This is a genomic window from Paenarthrobacter sp. NPDC089307 (genome assembly GCF_040685055.1).
Taxonomy (GTDB): Bacteria; Actinomycetota; Actinomycetes; order Actinomycetales; family Micrococcaceae; genus Arthrobacter.
Window position 1 is genome coordinate 214,378 of record NZ_JBFBHE010000005.1, and the last position, 14,422, is coordinate 228,799.

The 14,422-nt window shown below is 63.4% G+C and carries 14 protein-coding genes; 3 read left to right on the forward strand and 11 right to left on the reverse strand.

The features are described from left to right. Positions 1 to 54: 54 nt before the first annotated feature. From AB0N72_RS13830 to AB0N72_RS13850, 5 genes are all read right to left on the reverse strand, one after another. A complete protein-coding gene (locus AB0N72_RS13830; protein WP_363930944.1) occupies positions 55 to 1,593 on the reverse strand; it encodes an alpha-N-arabinofuranosidase in 1,539 nt (512 codons plus the stop codon). A gap of 49 nt (positions 1,594 to 1,642) precedes the next feature. Next, positions 1,643 to 2,542, reverse strand: coding sequence for a carbohydrate ABC transporter permease (locus tag AB0N72_RS13835; protein WP_363930945.1), 900 nt, complete (start codon positions 2,540 to 2,542; stop codon positions 1,643 to 1,645). 2 nt (positions 2,543 to 2,544) lie between these two features. Beyond that, positions 2,545 to 3,492 carry a sugar ABC transporter permease gene (locus AB0N72_RS13840; protein ID WP_363930946.1) on the reverse strand — a complete coding sequence of 316 codons (948 nt, stop codon included), beginning with the start codon at positions 3,490 to 3,492 and terminating at the stop codon, positions 2,545 to 2,547. 35 nt (positions 3,493 to 3,527) lie between these two features. After that, complete coding sequence (locus AB0N72_RS13845) at positions 3,528 to 4,862, reverse strand: extracellular solute-binding protein (protein ID WP_363930947.1); 1,335 nt, start codon at positions 4,860 to 4,862, stop codon at positions 3,528 to 3,530. 183 nt (positions 4,863 to 5,045) lie between these two features. Beyond that, positions 5,046 to 6,044 (reverse strand): LacI family DNA-binding transcriptional regulator, encoded by a 999-nt coding sequence (locus tag AB0N72_RS13850; protein ID WP_363930948.1) that lies wholly within the window; start codon positions 6,042 to 6,044, stop codon positions 5,046 to 5,048. Between the two features lie 114 nt (positions 6,045 to 6,158). Between AB0N72_RS13850 and AB0N72_RS13855 the strand changes: the two genes are divergently transcribed. Continuing rightward, on the forward strand, positions 6,159 to 6,854 hold the full coding sequence (locus tag AB0N72_RS13855; protein ID WP_363930949.1) for a TetR/AcrR family transcriptional regulator: 696 nt from the start codon (positions 6,159 to 6,161) through the stop codon (positions 6,852 to 6,854). A gap of 33 nt (positions 6,855 to 6,887) precedes the next feature. On the opposite strand, the gene AB0N72_RS13860 is transcribed toward AB0N72_RS13855, so the two are convergent. Both AB0N72_RS13860 and AB0N72_RS13865 read right to left on the reverse strand, forming a co-directional pair. Continuing rightward, positions 6,888 to 7,535, reverse strand: a complete 648-nt coding sequence (locus tag AB0N72_RS13860; protein WP_363930950.1) for a LytR C-terminal domain-containing protein — start codon at positions 7,533 to 7,535, stop codon at positions 6,888 to 6,890. 58 nt (positions 7,536 to 7,593) lie between these two features. Next, positions 7,594 to 7,893: a type II toxin-antitoxin system VapB family antitoxin gene (locus tag AB0N72_RS13865; RefSeq protein WP_018778077.1), complete on the reverse strand. Its 300-nt coding sequence runs from the start codon at positions 7,891 to 7,893 to the stop codon at positions 7,594 to 7,596. A 146-nt stretch (positions 7,894 to 8,039) separates the two neighbouring features. On the opposite strand from AB0N72_RS13865, the gene AB0N72_RS13870 reads away from it, so the two are divergent. Together AB0N72_RS13870 and AB0N72_RS13875 are read left to right on the forward strand one after the other, a co-directional pair. Further along, positions 8,040 to 8,960, forward strand: coding sequence for a hypothetical protein (locus AB0N72_RS13870; protein ID WP_363930951.1), 921 nt, complete (start codon positions 8,040 to 8,042; stop codon positions 8,958 to 8,960). Between the two features lie 78 nt (positions 8,961 to 9,038). After that, positions 9,039 to 10,604 carry a stealth family protein gene (locus tag AB0N72_RS13875; RefSeq protein ID WP_363931244.1) on the forward strand — a complete coding sequence of 522 codons (1,566 nt, stop codon included), beginning with the start codon at positions 9,039 to 9,041 and terminating at the stop codon, positions 10,602 to 10,604. Here the strand turns inward: AB0N72_RS13875 and AB0N72_RS13880 are convergent. The 4 genes from AB0N72_RS13880 to AB0N72_RS13895 form a co-directional block, all read right to left on the reverse strand. After that, positions 10,582 to 11,547 (reverse strand): phosphodiesterase, encoded by a 966-nt coding sequence (locus AB0N72_RS13880; RefSeq protein ID WP_363930952.1) that lies wholly within the window; start codon positions 11,545 to 11,547, stop codon positions 10,582 to 10,584. The genes AB0N72_RS13875 and AB0N72_RS13880 overlap by 23 nt on opposite strands. 140 nt (positions 11,548 to 11,687) lie before the next feature. After that, positions 11,688 to 12,170 carry a glutathione peroxidase gene (locus tag AB0N72_RS13885; protein ID WP_363930953.1) on the reverse strand — a complete coding sequence of 161 codons (483 nt, stop codon included), beginning with the start codon at positions 12,168 to 12,170 and terminating at the stop codon, positions 11,688 to 11,690. Positions 12,171 to 12,268: 98 nt separating this feature from the next. Continuing rightward, positions 12,269 to 13,798, reverse strand: a complete 1,530-nt coding sequence (locus AB0N72_RS13890) for a M23 family metallopeptidase (protein ID WP_363930954.1) — start codon at positions 13,796 to 13,798, stop codon at positions 12,269 to 12,271. Positions 13,799 to 13,955: 157 nt separating this feature from the next. Continuing rightward, entirely contained in the window at positions 13,956 to 14,348 is a 393-nt protein-coding gene (locus AB0N72_RS13895; RefSeq protein WP_363930955.1) for a MarR family transcriptional regulator, read from the reverse strand. Positions 14,349 to 14,422: the final 74 nt, after the last annotated feature.

Below are 14,422 nucleotides of genomic sequence, written 5' to 3' on the forward strand. Positions count from 1 at the left end.
TCCCCCTCGGGATAGGCCATAAGTGACCCCGCGTTGCTTCTTCAACGGCGAGCGCTAGGCTTTCGCCACTTCAAGCTCGACGACGGCCCAGGACAGTGCGGGCAGCGTCAGGCGCAGTTCCGAACCAGTCGCCTTCACGCCGTCCAGCGGTTTGAGCCCCACCCGGTCCGGCTGGTCCTGGCTGTTGATGGTGAAGCGGTCGCCGCCGTCGGGAATTTCCAGGACCTCGGCGCGAACCACCTGCCGGGCGTCGAAGCCGCGCAGGGCAGTCTCGACGTCGGCCGCTTCTTCCAGGCCGCGGTTCGCGAAGAACAAGGCAACCCGGCCCGTTTCCTCGTTCCACGTGGCGCTGACGTCCACGAGGTCCGTGTCCCCGAAACGGTCATTCGAGTACTTGTCCGAATCAACGGAGAGCCGCAGGATCTGGCCCTTGGCGAGCTCTGCCATCCGGGCGAACGGGTGGAAAATGGTCTGCTTCCAGGCCGGCCCGTTCTCCTCGGACAGGATCGGCGCGATCACGTTGACCAGCTGTGCCTGGTTGGCGATCTTCACGCGGTCGCCATGGCGCAGCAGCGAGTTGAGCAGCGTACCCACCACCACGGCATCAGTGACGTTGTACTTGTCCTCGATGACCCGCGGGTGTTCGCGCCACGGGCCCTTGACGATGTTGCGCAGCTGGTCCTCGGTATCCCGGCCGCGCTGGTACCAGACGTTCCACTCGTCGAAGGACAAGTTGATGTGCTTCTTGTGCTTGCCCTTGGCCCGCACGGAATCGGCCGTAGCGATCACTGACTCAATGAAATAGTCGGTGTCGACGGCGGACGCCAGGAAGCTGCCGACGTCGCCTTCTTCTTCGAAGTAGTAGGCGTGGAGGGAAACGTAGTCCACCTCGTCATAGGTGTGCGTGAGGACAGTCTGCTCCCAGTCCCCGAACGTGGGCATACGGGAATTGGAGCTGCCGCACGCCACGAGTTCAATGGACGGATCCACGTAACGCATGGCCTTGGCGGCTTCCTGGGCCAGGCGGCCGTATTCGTCGGCCGTCTTGTGCCCGATCTGCCACGGCCCGTCCATCTCGTTGCCCAGGCACCAGAGTTTGATGTCGAACGGGTCCTTGTGGCCGTTCTTGACGCGGAGGTCCGACCAGTAGGTGCCGCCGGGGTGGTTGGAGTACTCAACGATGGCGCGGGCTTCTTCGACTCCCTTGGTGCCCAGGTTGATGGCTTCCATGATTTCCGTGCCGGCCTGCTTGGACCAGTCCACGAACTCGTGCAGGCCGAACGCGTTGGTCTCCACGGTGTGCCAGGCGCCGTCGAGGCGGCGGGGCCTGTTTTCGCGCGGGCCGATCCCGTCCTCCCAGTTGTAGCCCGAGACGAAGTTGCCGCCGGGATACCTGATGACGGTGGCGCCGAGTTCCTTGACGAGCTTCAGGACGTCCTGGCGGAAGCCTTGCTCGTCTGCCTCGGGGTGTCCGGGCTCGTAGATGCCGGTGTAGACGCAGCGGCCCATGTGCTCCACGAAGGAGCCGAAGAGGCGGCGGGGTACTTCTCCAACCGTGAAGTCGCGGTCGAGGGTGATGCGTGCGCGGGACATGAATCTCCTTGGTTGTTTTCTGAAACTGTTGTTCTGCCGTGGGTGCCGGTCACGTGCCGGCGAGGCCGGTGGTGGAAATGCCCTTGATGATCTGGCGCTGGAAGAACAGGAAGACGACGATCAGCGGCAGTGCCGCCAGCAACGCAGAGGCCATGTTCTGCGCGTACTGCACGCCGTAGGCACTCTTGATGGTTTGCAGGCCTACAGGGAGGGTCAGCAAGGAGTCGTCGTTGGTGGCGATGAACGGCCACAGGAAGTTGTTCCACGCGCCGATGAACACAAAGATCGCGACGGCGGCCAGGATCGGCCGGGACAACGGGAGGATGATCTGCAGGAAGATCCTGAGCCGGCTGGCTCCGTCCATCACTGCTGCTTCCTCGAGTTCATGCGGAATCTGGTCGAAGAACCTCTTAAGGACAAACACCATGGCGGGGTGGATCACCTGCGGGAGGATGATGGCCCACGGGGTATCGATCATCTTGAACGCGAGCATTTGGTAGAAGAGCGGAATCATCAGCACCGGTGGTGGCACGATGATGCTGGCGATGATCGCCGTCATCAGCACTTTCTTGCCCTTGAACTCAATCCTGGACAGGGCGTAGGCGATGAAGGCGGAGATCACCAGGGTCACAAGGGTGATGGCGGCGGAGGTGTACAGCGAGTTCCACGTCCAGAGCGGGATGTTGCCGGCCTGGAAGACGTTGACGAAGGCATCGAACGTAAAGCCCGACGGCGGTACCCAACTGACTTTGGACGCTGACGCATCCGTTTCGGACTTGAAAGCGGTGACGGTTGCCCAGGCGAAGGGAACCAACCAGAGCACCGCGAGGACAGCGGCCACCACGATGGCGGCGACTTTTCCTACTGTCAGCTTCTTGCGTGGCTGGCGGATGACCTGGCCGGAGCCGGCACGCCGCTGGACGGAACGGGTGAGTGTTGTATTTGCCATGGCTATGCGCTCCTGCGGCGGGTGATGACGAACTGCAGGGCGGAGACCAGCACGATCAGTCCGAAGAAGATATAGGAGATGGCTGCGGAATATCCCAGCCGGTATCCGGTAAACCCGGTTTCGAAGATGTACTGGACCACCGGACGGGTTGATCCGCCCGGACCACCGGATGTCATCTGGTAGATCTGGTCAAAGACCTTCAGCGATGCCAGGATCTGGAGCAACACGATCATCACCGTGGTGGGGGTCAGCTGCGGCAGCGTGATGGAGAAGAATTGCCGCCAGGCCCCGGCGCCGTCCAGCGATGCCGCTTCGTAGTGCTGGGCGGGGATGTTCTGCATGGCTGCCAGGTACAGAAGGAAGTTGAATCCCACTGTCCACCAGAGCGTTGCGATCACGATGGACCACATGGCCACATTGGGATCGTTCAGCCAGCCGACCTTCGGGATGCCGAACTTGGACAGGAAATCGTTGATCAGGCCAAGCTGCGGGTTGTACATCCAGACGAAGAACAGGGAGACAACCGTGGACGCGAGGAGGAAAGGGGCAAAGTAGGAAAGCCGCCAGAGCCACTGGGCGGGAAGGCCGATGTTCAGCAACGCCGCCATCACCAACGCCACCAGCACCAGTGGAACCGTGCTGATCACCGTGAAGTAGAGCGTGTTGCCCAGGGAACGCCACATCCCGGCGTCGGCAAAAGCTTCGGAGTAGTTGGAAAAACCGATGAGGGCGTCGTTGGCGCCCGTGAGGGACTTGCCTGTCAGGCTCATGTAGAAGCCGTACAGGATCGGCCAGACGAGGAAGACCAGGAAGAACACGAGGAACGGGGCGGCGAACGCCCAGCCACTGACGTTGTTCCTGCTGCTTCGCAGGGAGGGCCCGGTCTTGATGCCGGGGGCGGGTGTTGTCCGTAGCTGGCGGGCCTGCCGGGACACTGTAGAGGAACTCATGAAGGACTCCTTTGTCGCTCGGTGTGCTGTGCCGGTCAGACCGGGTTGGGCCGGGATAGAAGGTCGTTGGTGCGGCCCACGAAGCCGTCCCACCCCTCAGCTGCTTTGGTGCGCCCCAGAAGTACGTTCTGGATGTACTCGGCAAAATAGTTCTGCCAGTCCGAACCCGATCCGCTGAACCAGGCCTCGGGGTCGTAGGCGATGATGTCCGCCGCGTTGGCGTAGTGGACTTGTGGTGAGAGCTCCTTGTAGGCCTGCGATTGCACCACCGGCTGGTACGCCGGGATATGGCCCGCCTCAGCCCACGACAAAGAGCCCTTCAGGATGTCACTGACGAACTTGTACGTGTCCTTCCGCTTCTCTTCATCGGCCACGAGCTGGCGGGGAAGGACGAAGGAATGCGAGTCGGCGTAGGAAGCGGGCGTTCCGTAGAGAGTGGGAATGGTGAGGGCATCCACCGGCAGCTTTGCCTTCTTCATCGTTGGCAGCTCCCAGCCACCGCTGAACAGCATCCCCGAGTCGCCCCGGACAAACTCGGCGATGCCCGTATTGATGTCGTTGCCCTTGGCCGCGATGGTGTCATCAAAGAGCGAGGCCATGAACTCCAGAGATTCAATGGCCGCGTCCCGCTCAGCCTGCATGGGTTGGCCGGGAGTCAGCACAATCTCCGCGCCGTGCTGTTTGTAGAGCGTGTAGAACAACCGCCACATTTGCGAGCCTAGGTTCAGGTAGCCAAAGGAGAGGCCGTGGGCTTTGGTGACCTTTTGCATCTCCAGCGCCATGGCCTTGAACTCCTCAGGGGTGCTGACCTCCCCCAACTGGCCGTTGCTTTCCAACAGCCCGGCTTTCCCGGCTATGTCTGTGTTGTAGAACATGATGAAGGGGTGTGAATCCAGCGCGAGGGAGAACACTTTTCCGTCTTGCTGGCTCTTTTCCCAGATGCGCGGAGCAAAGTTCTCCGGCGTGATGCCGTTTTCGGCCAACAGGGCCAGGTCCCAAGGCTCAATGAGGCCACCGGGGGCATAGCCGGGTACCCGGCTGGCATGCATGATGGCGACTTCGGGTGGACGTCCTCCTGCCGACGCCATGGCCAGCTTGGTGTAGTACGGCGCGCCCCAGGCCAAAACCGTGGGATGTACTTTGAAGTCCGGATTGGCCTGGTTGGCATTGGCGATCATGGCCTGCATCTTGACGCCGTCTCCCCCGGAGAGGAGATGCCAGAAGTTGATGGTCTGCGTGGACGCGGCTCCGGCTGCTCCGCCGCACCCGGTAAGGCCAGTAGCAAGAAGCCCGCCGCCAAGCAGCGCCGAGCCTGTCAATAACTGTCTCCGGGACAAACTTCTCCCGGTCAAAGATTCAAACTGCTTCACCCGTCACTCCTTTGGAAGGGTCCGCTGAAAGGACACACACTGCTGCACTAAAGTCCGGATCCGTCGCGTCTCCTCGCACGGGTAAAAGGTGGCCCAGGGGTGACGCAGCTCTCACATTACATCGTTGTAATGTGCAGGGCAAGGAAAATTGTTAGCGCGAACAATTTTACTTATGCGGCACTTTCAGCGGCTGCTGTCCCGCTCTTCAATCGTGTACGGGACGGACACAATGCGTTGGGCATGGCCCCTGTCCGCCATGCGCTCGGTAAGCAGGCGCAGGGCCTCGCTGGCGATGGTCCGCTTGTCAAAGGACACCGTGCTGAGCGGCGGTATGGCCAACCGGCCATCGGCAATGTCATCGAAGCCCGCAACGGCAATATCTTCCGGAACGCGCACTCCCCGTTTCCACAGGGCATTCAGGGCACCCAAGGCCATGGAGTCGGTGAAGCAGAAGAGCGCCTCCGGCAGCGGGTTGGTTTCGAGATAGCGCGTGAGGGCCCGGGCCGCAGACACCGGGGTCCACTCCTCGCAGGCGATCATCAGGGATTCGTCCTTGGGAATACCCAGGGAGAGCAGGGCCGCTTCGTACCCCTGGGTCCGCTGGATGGCCGTGGCCGATTTCCTTCCCCGGTTGATGCCGAGCACCGCAATACGCCGCCGCCCGGGCCGGGCCAAGGCCAAGGTCATATCGCGTGCTGCGGCAAAGCTGTCCACGTACACGCGATCTGCCAGCTCCTGGGACACTTCACCCAGCAGGACCACGGGAGGCAATGCGACGCCAACCCTTACCGCACTCTCATCCAGCACCACGGGATTGAGGATCAGCCCATCGATCAGGTTGGCGCGGGCCCGCGTCATCAATTCCTGTTCACGCTGGTGATCGGAGCCCGTTTCCTCGATCTGCACGCTCCATCCCTGGGCGTGGGCAACTTCAACAACGCACTGGGCAAGTTCCGCGGAGAAAGGCGTGCCGAGGTTCGGCAGCGCCAAGCCGATAACACCCGAGCGTCCGTTGCGCAGTCCACGTGCGGAAAGATTCGGGACGTAGTCCAGGTCCTGCATGGCCTGCTCTACCCTGAGCCGCGTAGGCTCACTGACGGGCACGATTCCGTTCATGACATTCGAGACCGTTTTGGGTGAGACCCCCGCGCGGCGCGCTACATCCTTGACCGTTGCGCGCAAGACGCCCCCTTGCTGCGATGTTCCCGGTTTTCCCTTGTGCACGATGTTACCGTCCGGTGTAGCCGCTACCGCGCCGGGAGCCGGTTTGCTGACAGATCACTGTAAAGTGTCTATATGCCCAGGATCACGGCCGCCACGAACGCTGCCCAACGCGCCGCGACCCAACGTCGGATTCTCACGGCCTTTGGCGAGCTCCTCTTTACCCATGGCCTGCCCGGACTGACAATGACCGATGTTGCCCGCCACGCCGGCGTTGGCCGCACGGCCGTCTACAACTATTACGCGGACATGGAGCAGCTTCTCATCGCGTACGCCCTGGACGAGACGGAACGCTTCATCGTGGACCTCCGGGACTCACTGGCTGCGCTGGAGAACCCGGTGGATCGCCTGGCACTCTACGTCCGCGCCCAGGTGGAGGACCTTAGCCGCCGCCACCTGCCCCCGGGCCCGGCCATGGCCGCCGTACTCTCCCCCGGATCCTTCGCCAAGCTCGCCGACCATGTTGGGGAGCTCAACACACTGCTCCAGGACATCCTCCAGGATGGCGTCCGGCAGGGCTACCTTCCGGACATCGACGTCGCCCAGCTCGCGCGGCTCATCCACGGCACGCTGTCCGCCAGCGCGGCGCGACGCAACCGGACGCCCGACGGCGGGACGCCCCCACCGGCCCCGGCCTCCGACGTCGGGCTTCTTGCCGCGCAAGAAGCCCAGACAGCGCAGACTGTGCACTTTATCCAGTTGGGCGCCGGCGCGCGTTTCGACGAGGCCGGCAGGCCAGTCCTGCTGGCCGATGCCACGCCAACAGCCTGACTCCGGGGCCTGGCTTACTGCACGGGGTTTTGCCTACTGCCCCGCGGGTCGCGTCGGGATGATGGGCCACTTGGAGTTGTCGGCGATCCGCAGTTCCTCGCGGGGGCACAGGAGCTTGCCGGGGGTTTGGTCCACCAGTTGCGGTTCCACCAGGCCCTCATAGCCAGGGGTGATGATGACATCCACGGACTCGTCTTCCCGGTTGTCCTGGAAATAGTCCGTGCCGGCTATGTTGCGCTGGACGTTAAAGGCAGCCGCCTGGCCCTTGACCCCGGAGACCACCACGCCGATGCCTGAGTAGGCGGTTTCGCTGTTGCCCACGGATGCCACCTTGTAACCACGCGCAGTGAACTGATCGGCCACCGTCGCAGCCAGCCCGCCGCGGGACGTGGCATTGAGGACATTGAGCTGGACGGTGTCATTGGGCACGTAGTCGAACGTGGTGGAAGGGCAAAGGCTCGTTGGGGCTTTGCTGGCAATCGCCGTCGGGACCTTGATGACGCCGTTCATGACCGCCCAGGCGCCGACTGCGCCTGCTGCTATCACGCCGAGCAGCAGGACAAGGACGATTCCATGGAACAAGCGACGACCGAAACTGCCGCGGCGCACCGGAGCGTCGTCGGCAAACGTTGCCCGGAGCTCGGGCCCTGTCACCACGTGGTGGCCGTGAAGCTGCGTCACATCCTTGGGACGCTTACGTTTTTTTGGCCGGGAACTACCCTGGTCCGGGCCGGACAGCCTAGCCATCGATCACCAATACGCGTGCGTGGATGGCCGTGCGTTGGTGCAGTGCCGTGCGGACCGCCCGGTGAAGGCCGTCTTCGAGGTACATCACGCCCTGGTACTGGACGACGTGCGGGAACAGATCTCCAAAGAACGTGGAGTCTTCAGCCAGCAACGCCTCCAGGTCCAAGGTCCGTTTGGTAGTGACCAGGTCATCCAGCCGGACAGGGCGCGGGGGCAGGGCCGCCCAGTCCCTCGGCGCGGAGTATCCATGGTCAGGGTACGGGCGTCCCTCGCCCACAGCTTTGAAGATCACCCTGCAAGCCTATGGAAGATGCCGCCGTAACGGAACTTGTGACCCGCAGCACAGGAAGGTTGTAGCCAAAAGGTGACTAACCGCCGTCGTGGCGTCACAGACGTCACAGCTGTGTGGGGAGTCTGCGGGACTGACAGAATAGGGGCATGACCCAACCGATCCAAGGTACCGACCGGACCGCTGCCCGCACCGAGCCCCCACTGGCTTTGCTGCTGGATGTGGATGGGCCCATCGCCAGCCCCGTGACACGCGACGTCAAACCGGACATCATCGCCGACATGGTGGCGCTGGCGTCAGCGGGGATCCCTGTCATCTTCAATACCGGCCGCTCAGACGCGTTCATCGCCCAGCAGGTCATGGAACCCATGATCGCTGCGGGGATGCCCGCGGACACGGTGATCCACGCCATTTGCGAGAAGGGCGCCGTGTGGTTCAGCTACACCGCTGAAGGCCCGGGTCCCATCCACGTGGACCACGAACTCGCGGTACCCAAAGCCTACGGCGACGACATCCGCAGGCTGGTGGCCGAGGATTACTCCACACACATGTTCTTCGACGAGACAAAGCGTGCCATGGTCTCCGTGGAGCAGCACCTGGACGTGTCCAGCGCGGACTACCTGGCGGAGCAGAAGCTCTTCGACGCCGACGCTTTGGGCATCATGGGACGGCATGGCCTCCGCGCCGCCATCCTGGACCATCACGCACCTGAGTCCGACGACACTGCGGACTACCGCCTTGACCCCACCATCATCTCCACGGACATCGAGTCGGTCCGCCTGGGCAAGGACCTGGGAGCGAGCCGGGCCGTTGAACTCCTGGCCGCCCAGGGCATCACGCCGCTCTCCTGGCGGACAGTGGGTGATTCCCGAACCGACTACGCCATGGCAGACTGGCTGCACCACAACGACCACGACGTGAAGCACGTGGATGTCCGGCCCGCAGACGGCGTACCGGTGAAGCCCTACAGCATTCTTACCGCCGCCGACCTGGAACTGGCGGAGGACGTGATCCACGACGACGCCGGCGGAGCATTCCTCCGCAGCTGGCGCGAGGCCTTGGCCATCTAGCAGCGGCACTGCACCACCAACCCCAGTAACACCGACGATCCCGGAGAAACAGCCATCACACAAGCACAGGTCGATCCGATTTACCACGGCAGCCCTTCCGTCGAAGAGGACACGATTGCGGAGGCGGTCTCGCCGTCCGTCGTCGCGCATCTCAGGCACAGGTCCGACGTCGTTCGTCACCGTGGGCGGTACGCCCTGATCAACAGCGACCTGACCCCGCAACAGGCCATGGTCTCCGATCTCCTGGCCGTACGGGCGGCCCTGGATGCTGCCGGCATCGATTTCATCCTGGTGCGCGGCAACGACGAGCGGCCTGTCATCGCCGTCGACTGGGAATCACGCAAGGACGTCCGCAAGGCACTGGTCACGGCGTTCCGGAATGAGCCCTTCTACTCGATGACAGTGGACGCCAAGAAGAAGACCTCCATGCTGGTGGCCGATGGCGACCTCACCGCCAACCGCAAGGCCCGGATCTTCCGCTTGTACCGGCCCCGCGTCGAGATCGGCGGCGGACTTTGGTACGGCCCCGCACTGGGCGTGCAGCTTGAGCTTTGGAGGTTCGAGGGCGACCACCTGGAACTGCCCGTGGAGAATTCCCTGACCCGCCGCACCATGCTCCGGCAGGACGCCGTCCGCGGCACAGTCCAGCGGCACGGGCTTTCCTGGCCAACCATCGAGAACATGTTCGCTGACCACGCCAGCGACATCGACTTCGACATTGACATCGTTTTCTCCTGGGTGGATGGCAGCGACCCCGAATACATCGCCCGGAGGCGCGCCCAGCAGGCCAACGCCGTGTTGGGCGAAGGCGATGACCACGAGGCCCGCTTCCGGCAGATCAACGAGCTGAAGTATGCGCTGCGTTCGGTCCACATGTTCGCGCCATGGATCCGCAGGATCTTCATCGCCACCGATTCTCCGGCCCCGGAATGGCTGGCGGACCACCCCGCTGTGACGATCGTCCGGAGCGAGGAGTTCTTCGCCGATCCTTCGGTCCTGCCCACCCACAATTCCCAGGCAGTGGAGTGCCAGCTCCACCACATCGAAGGCCTGTCCGAGCACTTCCTGTACTCCAACGACGACATGTTCTTTGGCCGTCCGGTGGGACCGGACATGTTCTTCACGCCCGGTGGGATCACCAAGTTCATCGAGGCCGACACCCGGATCGGACTGGGCGAAAACGACGCCGAGCGCAGCGGCTTTGAGAACGCGGCCCGCGTCAACCGCAAACTTCTCTGGGAACGTTTCGGCAGGATCACCACCAGGCACCTGGAGCACACCGCCGCTCCCCTGCGGCGCAGCGTGGTGGCCCAGATGGAGAAGGAATTCCCCGCAGAGTTCGCCAAGACCGCGGCCAGCCGTTTCCGCGCCGCGGACAACATCTCGGTCACCAACTCGCTGTACCACTACTACGCCTTGCTCACCGGCCGCGCAGTCACGCAAACCGCTGCCAAGGTCCGTTACGTGGATTCAACGATGTGGGCCGGACTGCACTACCTGCCCAAGCTGCTGGCCAAGCGCCACATGGACTTCTTCTGCCTCAACGACGGCAGCTTCCCGGAAGTGGAGGCGAACGAACGCGCCGAGCTGGTGACCGACTTCCTGGAGAAGTACTTCCCCGTCAAGGCACCCTGGGAGAAGTAACCGGCAGGGACGACGTCAAAATTCCGGGTGAGGTGTGCGCGCCCACCCGCGATTCGTGCGGAATGCGGATGCCGGCCGCGGCCAGTCGCCGCTGGACCTCGTCCGCGTCCACGGGTTCGCCGACAGTGACCCCGCCGGACATGGGAACCACCGAATGGACAATGGTGTGTTCGTAGACGTGGATCATGTTGTAGGACTGAGCGCCGTCGCGTCCCCTTTGACCTCCCGCACGCACCCCGAGGTCCTGGGTGTAACACGTTGCTGAGGCGACCGACACCGGGATGCCGGCGAAGCTCGCCGTCGTCGAGTAATGCAGGTGGCCACCCAGGATGGTGCGGACGTCCGTATTACGGACGACGGCGGCCAGGGCAGCTTGGCCGCGGAGCTCCACCAGGACCGCGAGGTCCTGCACGCAGGGAACAGGCGGGTGGTGCAGCGCGAGGATGGTGCCGTCCGGTGCCGGCGTAGCCAGTTCCGAGGCCAGCCACTCAAGCTGGGAGTCCGACAATTCCCCGTAGTGGTACCCGGGGACCGTGGTGTCCAGGGTGATGATGCGGAGCCCGTTGACGAAGTAGCTGCGGTCAACGGGGTCCTGGGGCCGGCTGGCCTCCGATGCGTCCAGGAAGGCGGTGCGGAAGTTGGCCCGGTTGTCGTGGTTGCCCATGGCCCAGATGGCTTTGGCACCGAGTGCGTCGCAAACCGGCTCGATCATGGCGCGGAGGCGTTGGTAGGCTTCGAGCTCGCCCTTGTCCGCGAGGTCACCGGTGAAGATGATGGCCTCGGGCTTGATCCGGGAGCCAACGATCTGCCGGCAGATCTCCTGGAGCCTGGCTGCGCTGTCAACAGAGCCGTGGAGCGTGCCTGGACCACCCACCAGGTGAAGATCGCTCAAGTGCAACAGCACATGACCTGGTTTGGGGTACTCTGCCTCGATGAGCTCCATAGCTTGCCTTAGCGTTTGGTGGGAGACGGCGTCTCCCGTGTCAATCCAGTAGGGCCAATCCAACCAGACAACAAGCCAACAACTGGCTAATTTCCGGCGGAATGTTGGAAAATTACTTTCCTCCCTTCAGGTTTTCCGGCTTAGGCCAATGCTTCTTCCACTGCTTTCAAAAGGTCTTCGGAGTCAGGCTCCACTGCGGATGGGAACCGTCCTACAAGTTCGCCCTCGCGGTTGATGACGAACTTTTCGAAGTTCCACTTCACCTTGACCGGCTGCCCGTCGTCGTCCCGGGTGAGCTCAGCGAAGAGCGGGTGCTGCTCCTTGCCCAGGACGTTCGCCTTGCTGGTCAACGGGAAGGTTACGCCGAAATTCCGCTCGCAGAACTCTGCGATTTCCGCATCGGCGCCTGGCTCCTGTCCACCGAACTGGTTGCAGGGCACGCCGAGGATCTCGAGTCCTTGACCGCGGTATTTGCCGTACAGCTCTTCCAGGCCGGCGTACTGGCGGGTGTAGCCACATTCCGAAGCGACGTTGACCACCAGCACCGCCTTCCCCTCGAACCGGCCGAAGTCCGCTTCGGTGCCATCGTTGAAGGTGAGGGGAATGCTGTAGAGGCTGGTCATGGGATTCGCTTCCTGACGTCGTCGGCTGGCGGGATCGCCGCCATCGAGCTTACGGGAGCTGGCCTGAGGCCGCGAAAATTCCCGGGCTTTGTGGCGTTTTAGGGCGCAGGAAGGATGAGCGTGGACAACGGCACGATCACGCCGTCCGGCCTCTGGACCAGGTCCGGTGCGATCAGGACGTAGCCGGGCGGAAGCGTGACAACCGGCAGTGCCGACGGGAGGACGGCCACCGGTGTTGGTGCGGGTGCCGGAGCCACGGGCGTCGGAGCGGGCGCCACGGTCTGCGTCACCGCTGGAACTACGGGGGCCACCACCGGAGCAGGCTCCACGACTACCGGCGCGGGAGCGGGAGGTGCCGGTGCGGGCGGTACAGGTGCGAGAGGCTCGACGACGGCGGGTGGCGGCGCGACGGCCGACTGCACCGTTGGTGTCTGGACAGTTGGCGTCTGTTCTGTTGGTGTCTGGACAGTTGGCGCCTGCTCAGTCGGGGCGACTGGAGCCGTGGTCGTTGTCGTCGGCGTCGGGGTGACCGTCGGCGTCGGGGTGACCGTCGGCGTCGGCGTGACCGTCGGCGTCGGCGTGACTGTCGGCGTCGGCGTGACCGTCGGTGTCGACGTTACGGACGGTGACGGAACCGGCGTCGTGGTTTGCGACGGCGCGGGGACAACGGGGCCCGGCGTGTTCACCGAGGTGACCGGCGGGACCACGACGGGTGGAGCCACGGGTTCCTCATGCTCGCCGCCGATGACGGCGCGGTTGGTGCCGTCGGCCACGGGGACTGCCCACTGCGGCGCGGAACTTCCGGTGCCAACTCCCGGCTGGTAGTTCACGAACGTCATGGGCTGCAGTGGGTCGACTTGCTTGATGGGCAGGTACGTCCAGCCGTTGGGATTGGTGTGGAGCCCGTTCACGATGGTTTCGAAGTGGAGGTGGCAGCCGGTGGACCAGCCAGTGGTACCGACCTCGGCGATGACCTCGCCGACGCGGACCGACTGGCCCTGCGTCACGCCGATGTCCTGCAGGTGGTTGTAGGTGGTGACCAGGCCGTTGCCGTGTTCGATCTCCACACGGTTTCCGCCGCCCCAGATGTGCCAGCCGACAGCGCGGACCACGCCGGCGTCGGCTGCGTAGACCCGCGTTCCGCAGGCGGCAGCGTAGTCCTGTCCCCAGTGGAACTCTCCGGCCAGTCCCGTCAGGGGGCTGTAGCGGTACCCGTAAGGGGAACTGGGATTGAGCACCTCAAGGGGCGCATACAAGCTGCCCGCCGGGGGCCGGGACATGCCAGCCGAGGCTACCGTCAGGCCTGTGGAGCCGTCTTTGCCCACCGTCCGGACCATCGCACGGTCAAAGTAGACCATGGGCGTTCCCGGCGTTTGTTCAGGGGCTGCCTGGGTAGGGTCGATGACCATGGTTTCAGCCTCGGGAGGCGTGAGGCTTCCCAACGCTGTGGGTCCGACGACGCCTTGGGCCAGTGTTCCGTCCACGGTTCCCGTGGGAACGGCTGTGAGCGGCTGGAAGCCAAAAGCGAAGAAGGCCAGGACCGCGAGGCATCCGGCGATAAGAACGCGGCGGAATTTTTCAGTGCGGACCAAGTCGATCGCCCGGTCTGATTCATGATGCTTGCCCACAAAACACTCCCCAAAGCCAGCGGCACCAAACCCCAGCCTGGCGTGCAAGCACCATTCTTGCGGGAATCACACCAGAAATAAAGGCTTCGCGGGGGCCATGAAGCGAAAGGTTGGATCAGTTTTTGCTCAAGACATCTTGAGGTTTGCTGAAGCCGCTTCAGCCCAGGTTTTCCTTGAGCAACGCGCGGTGTTCGACGGCGGCGGTCGCGTGGAGCGCCCGGCCTGCCTCGGTAAGTTCCAGGAACAGCGAGCGGCGGTCTTCCTCGCAGGTTTGGCGGGAGACGAGACCGGCCTTTTCCAGCCTGTCGACCACCTTGGAGACGGCACTCTGCGTCATGGGCGTCCGCTCCCCCAGCGACTTCATGCGGCACGAGGATTCTTCGCTGTCGGCTACCAGATCCAGGATTTCGAACTCATTCAGCCCGATATCGAACTGGGCTTCCAGGGCGCGGTCGATTGCTCCTGCGGTGCGGAAGTAGGAGCCCTGGATGCTGCGCCACTGCTCAACCAATTGACGGTCTTCCAGCTGGCGGTCACGCGTCGTTGCCATGCCCCCATTCTAGGCCATTAGCCATATAAAATCAACGTCATAAGATTCCGCGTCATATTCCTTGTCATTGAATG